This window comes from Nocardia sp. NPDC050435, from assembly GCF_040655395.1.
Classification (GTDB): Bacteria; Actinomycetota; Actinomycetes; order Mycobacteriales; family Mycobacteriaceae; genus Nocardia.
The window spans coordinates 23312-41516 of record NZ_JBFAJW010000009.1 but is presented as its reverse complement, the minus strand read 5'-3'; the positions used below and the strand labels follow the sequence as shown (position 1 = coordinate 41516).

Genomic DNA, 18205 nt, shown 5'->3' with positions numbered 1-18205 from the left:
GTCTCAGCATGCCAGTGGCAACCGCGATTGCGGGGCAGCGACGCTCGGCCGGACATCTCGAGGAATGGGCGTGGTCAGCGATTCTGGTAACAAGCGCGAGGTGTCTCTACGATGCTGTTCCAGATAGTCGCGGTGCGGGGGAGCACGGATTGTCGACTAACTAGCTGGATAGATAGGGTGAGCTGCTTCATGGTTCGGGTCGACTCGAGTTGCCGGTACGTGCTGACAGGACCGGTGTGCGAATGACCCGGCCGACCAGGTCGCGCCCGGCCGCCCGCGTGCAGCGGTCGCGCGTCAAGACGCTCCCGCAGTTGCTGGGCGCCGCGGTGGAAGCCAACCCCGGGGGTGTCGCGGTGCGCTTCGCCGACGCCGGGCAAACTCTGGGCCACCTCTCCTACGCCGAGCTGGACGCCCAGTCCACCCGGCTGGCGCGGCTGCTGATCGAGCGCGGCGTCGGACCGGAGGATCTGGTCGCCGTGGGCGTGCCGCGCTCGCTGGAGTCCGTGGTGGCGGTGTGGGCCGTCGCGAAGACTGGCGCGGGTTTCGTGCCGGTGGACCCGAACTATCCGCAGGACCGGATCGAGCACATGGTGGCCGACTGCGGCGCGGTGCTCGGCCTGACGCTGACCGCCCAGCGGGACCGGCTCCCGGACGCGCTGTCCTGGCTGGAACTGGACCATCCCGAGGTGGCCGACGCGCTCGCCGCGCAGCCGGCCGACGCCGTCACCTACCGCGACCGGGTGCGCCTGCTGCGGCCCGAGCACCCCGCCTATGTCATCTACACCTCGGGATCGACCGGTAAGCCCAAGGGCGTGGTGGTCACCCAGGCGGGCCTGTCGAGTTTCTGCGACGAGCAACGCGACCGCTATCGGGTGACCAGCGAGTCGCGCACGCTGCATTTCGCGTCGCCGTCGTTCGATGCCTCGGTGCTGGAACTGCTGCTGGCCGTCGGCGGGGCCGCGACGATGGTCGTGGTGTCGCCGACGGTGTACGGCGGAGCCGAGCTGGCGGCGCTGCTGCGGCGCGAGCGGGTGACCCACGCGTTCATCACGCCCGCGGCGCTGGCGTCGGTGGACCCGGCCGGGCTGGACGAGTTCCGGGTGGTGGTGGCCGGTGGTGAGGCGTGCCCGCCGGAGTTGGTGCGGCGCTGGGGATCCGGGCGCGAGTTCTACAACGGCTACGGTCCGACCGAGACCACGATCATGACCAACATCAGCGCGCCGATGGTGCCCGGTGAGACGGTGACGATCGGCGGCCCGATCCGGGCGATCACCGAGTATGTGCTCGACGACCGGCTGACGCCGGTTCCCAGCGGAGTGGTCGGCGAGTTGTACATCACGGGTGCGCAACTCGCCCGCGGTTACCACCGCCGGCCCGCGCTCACCGCCGCGCGCTTCGTGGCGAATCCCCTCGATGCCAACGGTTCCCGGCTCTACCGCACCGGTGACCTGGTGCGCTGGAACCCCGCCGGAGAACTGGAGTACTTGGGCCGCAACGACTTCCAGGTCAAGATCCGCGGATTCCGGATCGAGCTGGGTGAGATCGACGTGGTGCTGGCCGCGCACGAGGCCGTCGACTTCGCGGTCACCCTCGGATACGAACTCGACACGGGTGCAACGATTCTCGCCGCCTACGCGCACGCGGCCGACGGGCAGCGCATCGATGCCGAAGAGCTGCTGGAATTCGCCGGGCGGCGACTGCCCGAGCACATGGTCCCGACCACCCTGACCGTGCTCGAGCAGATCCCGCTGACCCCGGTCGGCAAACTCGACCGGGCGGCCCTGCCCGCGCCGCAGCTGCGCACCCGCGAGTTCCGCGCGCCGGCGGGACGGCTCGAAACGCTGGTCGCCGCCACCTTCGCCGACCTGCTGGCCCTGGAAGAGCCGATCGGCGCCGACGACGACTTCTTCGCCCTGGGCGGCAACTCGCTGATCGCGACCCGGGCCATCGCCCGCCTCGGCGCCGAACTGGACGCGCAGATCCCGGCGCGGCTGCTCTTCGAGGCCGCGAGCGTCGCCCGGCTGGCCGAGCGGCTGCGCGAATTCGAGGGTTCGGGCGCGCGCCGCGTCCTGGAGCCGATGCCGCGCCCCGAGCGCATCCCGCTGTCGCTGGCCCAGCAGCGCATGTGGTTCCTCAATCGCTTCGACCCGGAGTCGGCGGCCAACAACATTCCCTTCGCCATCCGGCTCTCGGGCGAGTTGCGGGTCGAAGCGCTACAGGCCGCCGTCGCCGACCTGATCGACCGGCACGAGTCGCTGCGCACGATCTACCCGGCCGACGACGGCACCGGCTACCAGTCGATCCAGCCCACCCTGTGGGTGCTGCCGGATCTGACGCCGCAGCCGGTCGCCGAGCACGAGCTGCAGGAGTGGCTGCTCGGCTACGCGCTCACCGGTTTCGACGTCACCACCGAGGTGCCGCTGCGCATGGGCCTGGCGCGGTTCAGCGCCGACGAGCACGTGATCATCGTGGTGGTGCACCACATCGCCGCCGACGGCGCGTCCGTCGCGCCGATGGTGCGCGACCTGATGACCGCGTACGCCACCCGGGTCGGCGGCGCGGCGCCGGGCTGGGCGCCGCTGCCGGTGCAGTACGCGGACTACACGCTGTGGCAGCGGGAGATCCTCGGTGACGAGCAGGACGCGCAGTCCATCGCCGCCGCGCAGATCGCCTACTGGCGAACGGCTTTGGCGGGTGTCCCGGAGCGGATCGATCTGCCCGCGGACCGGCCCCGGCCCGCGGTCGCGACCGGGCGCGGCGCGGTGTTCGGCTTCGAGATTCCGGCCGAGACGCACCAGCGGCTCGACGAGCTGGCCCAGGAATCGGGCGCGTCGCTGTTCATGGTGGTGCACGCCGCGCTGGCGACTCTGCTTGCGCGCCTGTCCAATACCGACGACATCGCGATCGGCACGCCGGTCGCGGGCCGTGGCGAACGCGCGCTCGACGACCTGATCGGCATGTTCGTCAACACCCTGGTGCTGCGCACGCGGATCGATCGCGGCGCGTCCTTCCAAGACCTGCTCGCACAGGCCCGGGAGACCGATCTGGCGGCGTTCTCGAATGCCGAGCTGCCCTTCGAGCGGCTGGTGGAGATCCTCGATCCGATCCGCTCGCAGGCCCATCATCCGCTGTTCCAGGTCGCGCTGTTCTTCCAGAACATGGAGCAGGCCACCCTGCGGCTGCCCGGATTGTCCGCGGAGGTCGTCGATTTCGACGGTGCGCTCGCGAAATTCGATCTGCAGCTGACCATGGTCCCGCAGGAGCGCGACGGCGCGCCCGCCGGTCTGTCGGCGCTGTTCACCTATGCCATCGACCTGTTCGACGAACCCACCGTCGCCGAGTTCGCCGACCGGCTGACCCGCTTGCTCGACAAGGTGGCCGCAGATCCGCTGCGTCCCGTCGGGGCCATCGAGGTGCTGGAGCCGGCCGAGCGCAACCGAATCGTGCTGGGCTGGAACAACACCTACCGCGAGATCGCCCCCGAACTACTGCTCGACGGATTCCGGAAAGCGGTCGCGGCCCACCCGGATGCGGTCGCACTCGAATACGAAGGCACCGCGCTGACCTACCGCGAGTTCGACGCACGCGTCAATCAGCTGGCACGCCTGCTGATCTCGCGCGGTGTCGGCGCGGAAGCCTTGGTGGGCCTGGCGATCCGGCGCTCGATCGATCTAGTGGTCGGCATGTACGCGGTCCTCACCGCGGGCGGTGCGTATGTGCCGCTGGATCCCGATCACCCGGCCGAGCGCATCGGCCACATCCTCGACACCGCCCAGCCGGTCTGCGTCCTCGCCACCACCGACACCGCGGCGGCGCTGCCCGCCGGCCTGGCCACCGTCCTGCTCGATACCGTCGAGCTGTCCGGCTTCGACACCGCAACCGTTCGCCCCGAAGAACTTTCGGGCCCGATCCGGCCCGAGCACCTGGCCTATGTCATCTTCACCTCCGGCTCGACCGGGCGCCCCAAGGGCGTCGCGATCACCCACCGAGCGATCCACAACCAGATCACCTGGATGCTGGCCGAGTACCCGATGGGCCCCGAGGACGTCTACCTGCAGAAAACCGCCACCACCTTCGATGTGTCGCTGTGGGGTTTCTTCATGCCGTTGCGGGCCGGCGCGAGACTGCTCGTCGCGACCCCGGACGGGCACCGCGACCCGCAATACATTCAGCAGAGCCTGATCGCCGGGCGGGTCACGGCCACCGACTTCGTGCCCTCCATGCTCACCGTCTTCGCCACCCACACCGCCGAATTCGCCGCCGACGGGACACGACGCTCCCCGGGCCGGCGCGAGGACTCCCCGCAACGCTACTTCGACGCCTACCCCGCGCTGCGCCACGTGTTCGTCATCGGTGAGGCGCTGCCCCCGGAGACCGTCACCGCCTGGCGCACCATCTCCGGTGCGCCGCTACACAATCTGTACGGCCCGACCGAGGCCGCGGTGTCGGTGACCTACTGGCCGGCGTCGGTGGCCGATGTGCGCACGGTCCCGATCGGTGTGCCGCAGTGGAACACCGAGGTCTATGTGCTGGATGCGCGGTTGCAGCCGGTCCCGGCCGGGGTGGCGGGCGAGTTGTATCTGGCCGGTGCGCAGCTGGCGCGCGGCTATGTGGCCCGCCCGGATCTGTCCTCGGATCGGTTCGTGGCCAGTCCGTTCGGGCGCGGTGAGCGCATGTACCGCACGGGTGATCTGGTGCTGTGGCGGGACGCGCCGCACCGGCTGGAGTACATCGGCCGCACCGACTTCCAGGTGAAGTTCCGTGGTCAGCGCATCGAGCTGGGCGAGATCGAAACCGCTTTGCTGGCACAGGCTTCGGTGAGCCAGGCCGTGGTCCTGGTCGCGACCGGGCCGACGGGCGATCAGCTCGTCGGCTACGTCGTCGCGGTGCCCGGGGCGAGCCCGGACCCGATCGAGCTCCGCGCGGCGCTGGCCGAGGGGCTGCCGCCCTACATGGTGCCCGCGACCGTCATGGTGCTGCCCGAGCTGCCCCTGAACACCTCCGGCAAGCTGGACCGCAAAGCGCTGCCCGCACCGGTTTTCGAGACCACGGCCTTCGCCGCGCCCGCCACCGCGATGGAGGCGGCGGTGGCCGAGGTCTTCGCCGAGGTCCTCGGCGTCGAGCGGATCGGCCGCGACGACGACTTCTTCGCCCTGGGCGGCAACTCGCTCAACGCCACCCGGGTCGCGGCCCGGCTCGGCGCCGCCTTCGACACCCGCCTGCCGGTCCGGCTGATCTTCGAGGCCGCCACGGTGGCGGCGCTGGCCGCCCGGATCGAGGTCACCGGCGGTGACGGGCGTCCGCCGCTGGTCGCGGGCCCGCGCCCGGATCCGATCCCGTTGTCGCTGGCCCAGCAGCGGATGTGGTTCCTCAACCAGTTCGACCCAGCTGCGGCCGCCTACAACCTGCCCGTGGCGGTGCGGCTCTCCGGTGACCTCGACGTCGACGCGCTGCGCGCCGCAGCCGCCGACATCGTCGTCCGGCACGAGACACTGCGCACCGTCTACCCGCAGTCCGCCGACGGCCCGACCCAGGTGATCCTGGCCCCGGCCGACGCCGCCCTCGAGCTGGGCCCGGTCGTCGTCCCCGAGGACGAGCTCTACGAACGCATCACCGAACTCGCCGCCGCCGGATTCGACGTCGCCGCCGAGGTGCCGGTGCGGATGCGGTTGTTCCAGATCGCCGAACGCCCGGCCGAGTACGTGCTGCTGCTGGTCGTGCACCACATCGCCGCCGACGGCTGGTCGCTGGGCCCGCTGACCCGCGACGTGATGACCGCGTACGCAGCCAGATCGCAAGGCGCCGAGCCGAATTGGCCGCCGCTGCCGGTGCAGTACGCGGACTACACGCTGTGGCAGCGAGCACTGCTGGGCGATGCCGCCGACCCGGAGTCGACCGCCGCCGACCAGCTCGGCTTCTGGCAGCGCACGCTCGCGGAGCTGCCCGAGGAATCCACGCTGCCGCTGGACCGCCCGCGCCCGGCCACCCAGTCCTATCAGGGCGGGTCGGTGAGTTTCCGGGTCGACGCGCACACCCACCACGGCCTGCGTGAGCTGGCCCGCGCCGCCAACGCCACCGTCTTCATGGTGGTGCACGCCGCGCTCGCCGTGCTGCTGGCCCGCGTGAACGGCCGCAACGACGTCGCCATCGGCACCCCGGTCGCCGGTCGCGGCGCCGCCGAACTCGACGATGTGATCGGCATGTTCGTCAACACCGTGGTGCTGCGCAGCGAACTCGATCCCGCCGAATCCTTCGCCGGGCTGCTGGCCCGGCAGCGGGAGGCCGATCTGGCCGCCTTCGCGCACGCCGACATCCCGTTCGAGCAGCTCGTGGACGTGCTCGCGCCGGTGCGCTCCACCGGCCGCACCCCGCTGTTCCAGGTCGCGCTGTCGTTCCAGAACCTGCCGGCGGGTGATTTCGAACTGCCCGGGCTGAGCATTCGCGGTCTGGACGCGCCGGTCGACATCGAACGCTTCGACCTGCAACTCACCATCGCGGAGGGCGGTTCGGGCGGCACCGAGGGCATGGCGGGCCAGCTCGGCTACGCCCGCGACATCTTCGACGCCGCCACCATCCGGACCTTCGCCGAACGATTCGTCCGCCTGCTGCGCGAGATCGTCGCCGATCCCGCCACCGCGGTCGGCGATCTGCGGCTGCTCTCCGACGTCGAAGCCGATCGGCTGGCCCGGATGTCCGGACCGGCCGTCACCGACACCGGCACGCTGCCCGAACTGCTCGCCGCGGCCGCCGCGCGGGAGCCGGATCGCGTCGCCGTGCAGTACGGCGAGGATTCGCTGACCTACCGCGAATTGGACGCCCGCTCGTCGCGGATCGCGCGCGAGCTGATCGGCCGCGGCGTCGGCCCGGGTGACCTGGTCGCCGTCGGTGTACCGCGCTCGATCGAATCGGTGCTGGCGTTCTGGGCGGTGGCCAAGACGGGTGCCGGCTTCGTGCCGGTGGACCCGAACTATCCGGCCGAGCGCATCGGGCACATGCTCACCGATTCCGGTGCGGCGCTGGGCCTCACGGTCGAATCGGCCGCCCTGCCGGCGGTCGACGCGGCCATCGAGTGGCTGCCACTCGACACCCTCGACGTCGCCCGGCACAGCGCCGCGCCCGTCACCGACCGGGAGCGGGTCCGCCCGCTGCGCCCGGCCAATGTGGCATACCTGGTCTACACCTCCGGGTCCACCGGCGTGCCCAAGGGCGTGGCGGTCACCCACACCGGTCTCGCGGGCTACAGCGCCGAACAGCGCGAAAGGTTCACGCTCACACCGGAATCGCGCACCCTGCACGCCGCGACGCCGAGCTTCGACGGCGCGGTGCTGGAGCTGCTGCTCGCCACCGGCGCGGCGAGCACGATGGTCATCGTCCCGACCGACGTCTACGGCGGCGCGGATCTGGCCGAACTGCTGCGCGCCCAGCGGGTTACGCACATGTTCCTCACCGTGGCGGCGCTGGCCTCGATCGACCCGACCGGGCTGACCGACCTGCGCGCGGTCTACACCGGCGGCGAGAGCTGGTCCCCGGATCTGGTGCGCCGCTGGGCCATCGACGGGCGGCAGTTCCACAACGCGTACGGCCCCACCGAGACCACGATCATCGTCAACTTCAGCGAGCCGCTGTCCCCGGGGATGGATCTGACCATCGGCGCGCCCATCCGCGGCGTCACCGAGTGGGTGCTCGACGAGCGCCTGCACCCGGTGCCCGCCGGTGTGGTCGGCGAGCTCTACATCGCCGGTGATCAGCTGGCCAACGGCTACCATCGCCGCCCCGGGCTGACCGCGAGCCGGTTCGTCGCCTGCCCGTGGCTGCCCGGTGTGCGCATGTACCGCACCGGTGACGTCGTGCGGTGGACCCGCGGCGGCGAGATCGAGTTCGTGGGCCGCAACGACTTCCAGGTCAAGGTCCGCGGCTTCCGCATCGAACTCGGCGAGATCGACGCCGTGCTGGCCGAGCACGACTCGGTGGACTTCGCGGTCACCGTGGGCCGCAAGTCGGCCGGCGGCACGATCATGCTGGTGTCCTACGTGCACGCCGCAGCCGGGCAGACCGTCGAGGTCGCCGAGCTCACCGGCTACGCCCAGCAGCGCATGCCCGCGCACATGGTGCCCAGCTCGATCATGGTGCTCGACGAGATCCCGCTCACCCCGGTCGGCAAGCTGGACCGGAAAGCGTTGCCGGAGCCGGTCTTCGAGACCTCGCTGTACCGGGCGCCGGTGACGAGTCAGCAGCAGACCGTGGCCGAGGTGTACGCCGAGGTGCTCGGCCTGGAGCAGGTCGGCGTCGACGACGACTTTTTCGCGCTCGGCGGCAACTCGCTCAGCGCCACCCGGGTCACCGCCCGGCTCGCGGCCGCCCTGGACGCGCAGGTGCCCGTGCGCCTGCTGTTCGAGGCGCCCACCGTCGAGGCGCTGGCCGCCCGGCTGGCGAGTTCCGCCGAGGCCGCCGACGGGCGGCCGGCGCTGGTGGCCGGGCCACGGCCGGAACGGATTCCGCTGTCGCTCGCCCAGCAGCGGATGTGGTTCCTGAACCAGTTCGACACCGCCTCGGCGGCCTACAACATCCCGGTCGCCGTGCGCCTGACCGGCGCACTCGACCTGGACGCGCTGAAGCAGGCGCTGGGGGACGTGATCGCCCGGCACGAGATCCTGCGCACGTTCTACCCGCAGCCGGAGTCGGGCACCGGCGGGCCGATCCAGGCGATTCAGCCCGCCGCGGCGGCCGTTCCGTCGCTCACCCCGCTCGACGTGCCCGCCGCCGACCTGATCGAGCGCGTCACCGCTCTGGTCGACACCGGCTTCGACGTCGCGATCGAGGTGCCGCTGCGGGTCGCGCTGCTGCGCGTGGACGGCAAGGCCGACGACCACGTGATCGTGTTCGTGGTGCACCACATCGCCGGTGACGGCTGGTCGATGGGTCCGCTGACCCGCGATTTCATGGGCGCCTACGCGGCGCGGGCGCACGGCTCCGCGCCGGGGTGGGCCCCGCTGCCGGTGCAGTACGCCGACTTCAGCGTCTGGCAGCGCGCGGTGCTCGGTTCCGAGGACGACCCGGAATCGCAGGCCGCCAAGCAGATCGCGTTCTGGGAACGCGAATTGTCCGGCCTGCCCGAGGAATCCACGGTGGCGGGCGACCGCCCGCGGCCCGGCACGCCCAGCTTCCACGGCGGCGCGGTCGATTTCGTGGTCGGCACGCAGACCCGCGCCGCGCTCGCCGACCTCGCGCGCGCCCAGAACGCCACCCTGTTCATGGTGGTGCACGCCGCGCTCGCGGTCCTGCTGTCGCGGCTGTCCAGCGCCGACGACGTGGCCATCGGCACCCCGGTCGCGGGTCGTGGCGACGCCGCGATCGACGACCTGATCGGCATGTTCGTCAACACCGTGGTGCTGCGCAGCAGCATCGATCCGGGGGAGTCGTTCACCGAACTGCTGGCCCGGCAGCGCGAGACGGACCTGGCGGCGTTCGCGCACGCCGACATCCCGTTCGAGCGCCTCGTCGATGTGCTCGACCCCGAGCGCTCCACCGCGCGCACCCCGCTGTTCCAGGTGATGCTGGCCTTCCAGAACCTGCCCGGCGGTAGTTTCGAACTGCCCGGATTGACCGCGGGCACCGTGGATTTCGATCCCGAGGTGGAGAAGTTCGACCTCTCGGTGACGGTGTACGAGAGCCCCGAGGGCCTGGCCTGCCGGCTGTCCTACGCCACCGACCTCTACGACGCGGCGACCGCCGCCGCGATCGCGGAGCGCTGGCAGCGGGTGCTGGCGGCGATCGCCGCCGATCCCGCGATCGCCGTGGGCGCCATCGAGGTGCTCGACCCGGCCGAACGCGCGGACCTGATCTCGCGCACCGGCAAGCCGGCGGTGCCGGCGCGCACCCTGCCCGAGCTGCTGGCCGAGGCCGCGGCGATCAACCCGTTCGCCCCTGCGGTGATCTCCGGCGGCAGCACGCTGGCCTACGGCGAGCTCGACGAACGCTCGAATCGCCTGGCCCGCTTGCTGATCGGTGCGGGGATCGGCCCCGAGGACTTGGTCGCGGTCGCCATCCCGCGTTCGGCGGATTCGGTCTTCGCGGCCTGGGCGGTCGCCAAGACCGGCGCCGCGTTCGTGCCGGTGGACCCGACCTATCCGGCCGATCGTATCGCGCACATGGTCACCGATTCCGGTTCCGCCCTGGGCATCACGGTCGCCGCCGTGCGCGAGGACCTGCCCGACACGGTGCGCTGGCTGGTGCTGGAGGAACTCGACACCGATCACCTGGAGCGCGGCCCGATCACCGACGCGGACCGGGTCCGGCCGCTGCGCCCCGCGCACCCGGCCTACGTCATCTACACCTCCGGCTCCACCGGCGTCCCGAAGGGCGTGCTGGTCACCCACGCCGGCCTGGCCAACTTCAGCGTCGAGCAGCTGGAGCGCTACGACCTCGACTCCGATTCGCGGGCACTGCATTTCGCCTCGCCCAGCTTCGACGCCTCGATCCTGGAGTTCCTGCTCGCCCTCGTGCGCGGCGGCGCCCTGGTGGTCGCGCCGCCGCGCATGTACGGCGGCGAGGAACTCTACGAGCTGATTCGCGCCGAACGCGTCACGCACGCGTTCATCACCCCGTCCGCGCTGGCCACCTTCGATCCGGCCGGTCTGGACAGCTTCCGCGCGGTGGTCGCGGGCGGCGAGGCCTGCCCGCCGGAACTGGTCGCGAAATGGGCTGCCGCGCTGCCCGGTTGCGCGTTCCACAATGGTTACGGTCCGACCGAGACCACGATCATGACCAATATCAGCGACCCGCTGACCCCCGGTGACACCGTCACCATCGGCGGCCCGATCCGCGGCATGCAGTCGCTGGTTCTCGACGCCGGGCTGCGCCCGGTGCCGGTGGGCGTCGCGGGTGAGCTGTACCTGGCGGGCATCCAGCTGGCGCGCGGCTATCACGCCCGCCCCGGCCTCACCGCCGAGCGGTTCGTGGCGCACCCGTATCTGCCGGGCGAGCGTATGTACCGCACCGGCGACGTCGTGCGCTGGACGCCGACCGGCGAGGTCGAATACGTCGGCCGCTCCGACTTCCAGGTGAAGATCCGTGGCTTCCGCATCGAACTCGGCGAGATCGACGCCGCCCTGGCCTCGTTCGAGACCGTCGACTTCGCCGTCACCGTCGGCCACAAGAACGCGGCGGGCGCGGCCACACTGGTGGCGTATGTCGTTGCCGCGCCGGGCCGTTCGATCGATCTCGCCGCGCTGACCGCGCACGTCGAGGAGCGGTTGCCCGCCTACATGGTGCCGTCCTCGATCATGGTGCTCGACGCGGTACCGCTCACCCCGGTCGGCAAGCTGGACCGGAAAGCGTTGCCGGAGCCCGTCTTCGCGACCACCGTCTCGCGCGAGCCGATCGGCGAGATCGAGGCCCGCCTGGCCGAGTTGTTCGCCCAGGTGCTCGGCTTGGAGCAGGTCGGGGTGGAGGATTCGTTCTTCGCCGTCGGCGGCGACAGCATCCTGTCCATCCAGCTGGTGTCGCGCGCCAAGGCCGCGGGCATCGTCTTCACCCCGCGCGATGTGTTCGAGCAGCGCACCGTCGCCGGGCTGGCCCAGGTCGCCGCGCAGGCCGCCGAAGCGGTGGTGCTGGAAGAACTTCCGGGCGGCGGCGTCGGCCGGGTGCCGCTGACACCGGTGCTGGCCGGCTACCTGCGCTACGGCGTGCTGGACCGGTTCTTCCAGTCCATGATGCTCGGCCTGCCCGAGGACATCGACGAGGCCGGACTGGTGGACACCATCGCCGCGGTGGTCGATCACCACGACGTCCTGCGCTCCCGGGTCCAGCACGTCGACGGACAGTGGGTCTTCGAAACCCTGCCCACCGGCGCGCTGAAGATGGCCGACCTGATCACCCGCACCGACGTGCCGGCCGGCGTGAGCGACGAAGACCTGCAGTGGATCGCCGCCCAGGCGATGGAAGCCACGGTCTCGGAACTGGATCCGGGCGCGGCGAAGATGCTGGCGTTCACCTGGCTGCACCGGCCCGACGCCCGCGACCTGCTCGCGGTGGCCGCGCACCACTACGCCATCGACGGCGTCTCCTGGCGCATCGTCATCCCGGACCTCGCCGTCGCCTGGTCGCAGCGCGCGGCCGGCGAGCCGGTCAGCCTGCCCGCCAACGGCACCTCGTTCCGGCGCTGGGCGCACGGCCTGGCCGACCTCGCCGCCACCCGCCGCCACGAACTCGACTTCTGGAAAACCGTGCTGGCGACCCCGGATCCGCTGCTGGGCAGCCGCGCGCTGGATCCGGCCGTGGACACCCAGGACACGGTCGAGCGGGTACAGATCCAGGTGCCTACCGCCGTCGCCGAGACCGTACTGACCAAGGTGCCCGCCCTCTACCGGGGCGGCGTCAACGACGGCCTGCTCACCGCGCTCGCGCTGGCGATGTACACCTGGCGGGCCCGCCGGGGCGTGCGGGCCCCGGCCACGCTGGTGAAACTCGAAGGCCACGGCCGCGAGGAAGAGGTGCTGCCCGGCAGCGACCTCACCCGCACCATCGGCTGGTTCACCAACGTCTACCCGGTCGCGCTCGACCTCGGCGCGGTCGACATCGACGCCGCCTTCGACGGGGGCGAAGCCACCGGCGACGCGATCAAGGCGATCAAGGAACAGCTGCTCGCCGTGCCGGACAAGGGCATCGGCTACGGCCTGCTGCGGCACCTGGACCCCGAGGCCGGCGGCGAACTGCCCGACCACCTCGGCCAGGTCAGCTTCAACTACCTGGGCCGGGTCTCCGCGGGCGGCGTGCCCGAGGGCCTGACCGCCCTGGGCTGGATGCCGACCGGCGAAGCGGGACAGCACAATCCGGATCAGGACGAGGCCATGCCCGCGGGCGCGGTGATCGACATCAACGCCATCGTCAACGACGGTGTGGACGGCCCGCGCATGGACGTGACGTTCCTCTACGCCGCCGAGATCATCGGCGAGACCCAGGTGCGGGAGCTGGCCCAGGACTGGCTCTCGGCGCTGGAGGCGCTGGCCTGGCACGCCGAACACCCGGCCTCGGGCGGTCTCACGCCGTCCGACGTGCCGCTGGTGCACGTCGGCCAGGGCGAGATCGACGCCTGGCAGCGCGCGCATCCCACCCTGTCGGACATCCTTCCGCTCTCGCCGCTGCAGTCGGGCCTGCTGTTCCTCACCGAACTCACCGGCGCGGCCGAGATCCCGCAGAGCGACGACTACATCGTCCAGTTCACGCTGGAGCTGACCGGCAGCATCTACATCGACCGGATGCAGCGCGCCGCCCAGGGCGTGGTGGACCGGCACGCGAACCTGCGCACCGCGTTCGTCACCGCCGCCGACGGCACCTCGGTGCAACTGGTGCTGGAGCAGGTCGAGGTGCCGTGGCAGGCCATCGACGGCGTGCCCGACGAGCAGCTGGCCGACGTGCTCGCCGCCGAGCAGCAGCGCCGCTTCGACCCGGCGGTCGCGCCCATGGTGCGGTTCGCCATGCACCGCACGCTGTCCGGGCGCAGCTTCCTCACGCTGACCACCCATCACCTGCTGGTCGACGGCTGGTCGATGCCGCTGCTGATGAAGGACCTGCTCACGCTCTACGCCACCCGCGGCGACGCGACGGTGCTGCCGCGCGTGCGGCCCTACCGGGACTACCTGGCGTGGCTGTCGCGCCAGGATCCGGCCGCGTCGCTGCGCGCCTGGACCGAGGCGCTGGCCGGCCTCGAGCCGACGCCGCTGGCGCCCGCGCTGCCCGCCCCGCTCGCGCCCGGTGAGGGCGTGGGCTCCACCAAGTTCCAGCTCACCCCGGAGGAGACGACGGCGCTGTCCGCGTTCGCCACCGGCGCGGGCGTGACCGTCAACACGGTCGTGCAGGCCGCGTGGGCGCTGGTCATCGCCGGCTGCACCGACCGGGACGAAGCCGTGTTCGGCGCGGCCGTCTCCGGGCGGCCGCCGCAGCTGGACGGCGTCGACGAGATGGTCGGCCTGTTCGTCAACACGCTGCCGGTGCGGGTGCGCTTCGACCCGCGCTGGACGGCCCGGGACCTGGTGCGCCGCTTGCAATCCGAACAGGCCGCGCTGCTGGACCACCACTATGTCGGCCTGGCCGACATCCAGCGCGGCATCGGCGCGGACAATCTGTTCGACTCGCTGATGGCCTTCGAGTCCTACCCGGTCGACACCGAGGGGCTGGCCCAGGCGGGCAACAGCATCGACGGCATGGCCATCGCCGACCTGAAAGCGGTGAACTACACGCACTATCCGCTCACCGTGCTGATCAATCTCGACACCCGGCTGCACGTGGAGGTGCTGCACCAGCGGTCGCTGCTGAACAACGCCGTCGCCGCCGCCGTGGCCGAGCGGCTGCGGATGCTGATCACCGGGTTCGTCGCCGCGCCGGAGCGCACCCTGGCCGAGACCACCCTGCTGCTGTCCGCCGAGAGCCGAATCCTGGCCTCGCTCAACGACACCGAGGCGCCGGCGCTGGCCGCCGACGCCACCCTGGTCTCGCTGTTCCACGAGCAGGTGGTGCGCACACCGCACGCGCCGGCCGTCACCTTCGGCGCGGAGACGCTGAGCTACTCCGAACTCCGCTACCGCGCCCGCACGCTGGCCGGTGCGCTGGTCCAGCGCGGCGCGGGCCCGGAAACCCTGATCGCCGTGGCCATGCGCCGGTCCATCGATCTGGTAGTGGCGATCTACGCGGTGCTGGAATCCGGGGCGGGTTATGTGCCCGTCGACCCCGACCACCCGGTGGAGCGCAACGACCACGTGCTCGGCAGCGCGCGTCCGCGGTTCGTGCTCACCACCGCCGCGGACGGCTTCGAAACCGGCACCGGCACCGAGGTTCTCGACATCGCCGCGTTGCCGGCGGTCCCGATGGACTTGCCGGAACCGCGCCCGGAGAACCTGGCCTACGTCATCTACACCTCCGGCTCGACCGGCCGCCCGAAGGGTGTGATGATCACCCACCGGCAGATGGTGAACCAGTTCCGCTGGGCGCAGTCGGCCTACCCGCACGACGGCCACGACGTGGTGCTGCACAAGACGCCGATCACCTTCGACATCTCCACCTGGGAGTTGTTCTGGCCCTTGCAGACCGGTGCGCGCCTGGTCGTCGCGGCGCCCGACGGGCACCGTGATCCGCGCTACCTGGCCGAGATCATGGCCGCCGAACAGATCAGCACGGTGCACTTCGTGCCGTCCATGCTGGACGCGTTCCTCGAACTCGGCGCGGAACTGCCGCCGACGCCGGCCCGGGTGTTCGCCGCCGGTGAGGCGCTGAGCGGGGGCACCGTCGCGCGCTTCGGCGCGGCCCTGCCCGGCGCGCTGCACAATTGGTACGGTCCCGCCGAGGCCACGGTGGTCACCGCCTACTGGACCCGGCCCTCGGACACCGGCGCCGCCGTGCCGATCGGCACGCCCGTGGCCAATACCCGGGTCTACGTGCTGGATCGGCAGCTGCGGCAGGTCCCGGTCGGCGCGCCCGGCGAATTGTATGTCGCCGGTGTGCAATTGGCGCGCGGCTATCTGGGCGCGCCCGCGCTGACCGCCGAGCGTTTCGTGGCCAGTCCGTACGTTGCGGGGGAGCGGCTGTACCGCACCGGCGATATCGTCCGGCTCGCCCGCGGCGGCCTGGAATACCTCGGCCGTGCCGACTTCCAGGTCAAGATCCGCGGTCAGCGCATCGAGCTCGGCGAGATCGAAGCCGTACTGCGCCAGGATGATTCGGTCGGTCACGTGGCCGTCGCGGTGGTCCAGGATCCGGCCCGGCTGGTGGCCTACGTGGTGCCGGCGGCGGGCCGGGCCGTCGACGACGCCGCGTTGCTCGCGCACGCGCGGCGCGGACTGCCGGCCTATATGGTGCCCGCGGTGGTGGTCGTGCTCGACCGGTTGCCGCTCAACGCCAGCGGCAAACTGGACCGGAAGGCGCTGCCCGTACCGGAGTTCACCGCCCGCGCCTTCCGTGCGCCGGTGACCGCCGTGCAGCGGGCCGTCGCGGAAGTCTTCCAGGAGGTGCTCGGCCTGGAGCGGGTCGGCCTCGACGACGACTTCTTCGCGCTGGGCGGCACCAGCCTGGTCGCCAACCAGGCCGTGCACTTGCTGCGCAGCCGCACCGGGGTGCAGTTGCGGGTGCAGTCGTTCTTCCTCGGCTCCGACGTGCGGGCTCTGGCCGCGCGCATCGCCGAGGCCCAGGACGGCGGCCTGGACTACGACGTCGACTCGGCCGCCGCGCTGGGTCTGCTGCTGCCGATCCGCGCGCACGGCACCGCCGAACCGCTGTTCTGCATCCACCCGATGTACGGCCTGGCCTGGTGCTACACCGGTCTGACCCAGTACGTCGACGAGCAGCGGCCGATCATCGGCGTGCAGGCCGCGGCGCTGTCCGAGGACGGTCCGCCGCCGGCGTCGCTGTACGCCATGGCCGAGCGCTACGCCGCCGAGATCGTGGCCGCACAACCCAGCGGTGCGATCCGGCTGCTGGGCTGGTCGCTGGGCGGTGTGCTCGCGCACGAGATCGCGGTGCGCTTGCGCGGCGCGGGCCGCGAGGTCGCCCTGCTGGCGCTGCTCGACAGCGACCACAGCTTCGACCTCACCACCTGGCGCACGTCCACCGCCGAGATGCTCGCCGAACTCGGCCTCACCGGGCTCGACATCGATCAGCTCGACGTGCTGTCCGAAGCCGACTTCGAAAAGCTGTACGCGCAGATCCCGGCCGAGATGCTCGGCATGACCCGGGAACGGCTGGAGCGGGTCTACACCAGCGCCATGCGCTCGGTCGGGCTCACCCAGGACTACGAGCCCGGCGTCTTCGACGGCACGATCGAGTACTTCCGCGCCGCCGCCGACGAGCGGCGTTCGCACGACGTGATCGCGGCGTGGCGGCCGTACGCGGCCGAGGTCGTCGATCATCCGATCGCGGCGAAACACGAATTCATGACCCAGCCGGAGGCATTGAGCGAGATCGGCCCGATTCTGGATAAACTGCTGCGCGGAGCCCAGGGCGCGGACGTGACCTCTGTTGTCCCGAACAGCTAGGCCGTATGGTGGGCGCGTTGCTCTGACTTGTGCACATTTCCCATCGCTGAAGAAAAGTAGGTGCAAAGTGATTCGTCGAACCAACCGGCGCCGGGGCCCACGGGCCGCGGCGATGATCGCGGCCACCGCGGTGCTCGCGGGTGTCATGACCGGGCTCGGCGTCTCACCGGCGGCGGCGGTGGATCCGGTGATCGACAACAAGGCGCTGCTGGCCAACCCGGTCGCGCCGGACGGCTCGAAGATCACCAAGGCCGAGATCAAGGACGCGCGCAACATCCGGTTGCACGTCTATTCCGAGGCGATGGACAAGACCATCCCGGTCGACGTGCAGCGCCCCGCCGACGCCTCGGTGCCGCGCCCGGTGCTGTACCTGCTCAACGGCGCCGGCGGCGGCGAAGACCAGGCCTCCTGGAACGCCAAGACCGACGCGCTGACCTTCCTCGGCGACAAGAACGTCAACGTCGTGCAGCCCATCGGCGGCAAGTGGAGCTACTACACCGACTGGATCAAGGACGATCCGACGCTGGGTCGCAACAAGTGGACGACGTTCTTCACCGAGGAACTGCCGCCGCTGATCGACGGCGCCCTGGGCACCAACGGCGTCAACGCGATCTCGGGTCTGTCCACCTCCGGCACCACGGTGCTGGCGCTGCCCATCGCCAAGCCGGGCCTGTACAAGGCGGCCGCCGCCTACAGCGGCTGCGCGCAGACCTCCGATCCGGTCGGCTCGGAGTTCGTCAAGCTCACCGTCGAGACCTGGGGCGGCGGCAACACCGACAACATGTGGGGCCCACAGGGTTCCGCGGACTGGGTGAAGAACGATCCGTACGTGAACGCCGAGGGCCTGCGCGGGGTGGATCTCTACATCTCCACCGGCACCGGCCTGCCCGGCCCGTACGACACCCTCGACGGCAAGTACGCGCTGCCCGGCTCCTACGGTCTGGCCAATCAGCTGCTGATCGGCGGCGTCATCGAGGCCGGTACCAACTTCTGCACGCACAACCTGCAGAACAAGCTGAACGACCTGGGCATCCCGGCGACGTTCAACTTCCGCCCGACCGGCACCCACTCGTGGGGCTACTGGAACGACGATCTGCACCAGTCGTGGCCGGTGCTGGCTCGGGGGCTCGGGCTCTGATTCTCCGCGACGCCGCCCTGGTCACCCCTCGTGACCAGGGCGGTTC

General features: G+C 71.1%; 2 protein-coding genes. Both read left to right on the top strand.

What is annotated here, in order from left to right; all coding sequences use genetic code 11:
* The first annotated feature begins 242 nt into the window (after positions 1-242).
* Positions 243-17021, top strand: a complete 16779-nt coding sequence (locus AB0I43_RS26140) for an amino acid adenylation domain-containing protein (RefSeq protein ID WP_357432737.1) — start codon at positions 243-245, stop codon at positions 17019-17021.
* A gap of 145 nt (positions 17022-17166) precedes the next feature.
* Entirely contained in the window at positions 17167-18159 is a 993-nt protein-coding gene (locus AB0I43_RS26135) for an alpha/beta hydrolase family protein (protein ID WP_356974107.1), read from the top strand.
* The last annotated feature ends 46 nt before the right edge of the window (positions 18160-18205 follow it).

What these genes read in the sequence shown, in the direction of transcription:
- AB0I43_RS26135 (WP_356974107.1), top strand. Translation starts at nt 17,167, where the DNA reads ATGACCGGGCTCGGCGTCTCACCGGCGGCGGCGGTGGATCCGGTGATC.
- AB0I43_RS26140 (WP_357432737.1), top strand. Translation starts at nt 243, where the DNA reads ATGACCCGGCCGACCAGGTCGCGCCCGGCCGCCCGCGTGCAGCGGTCG.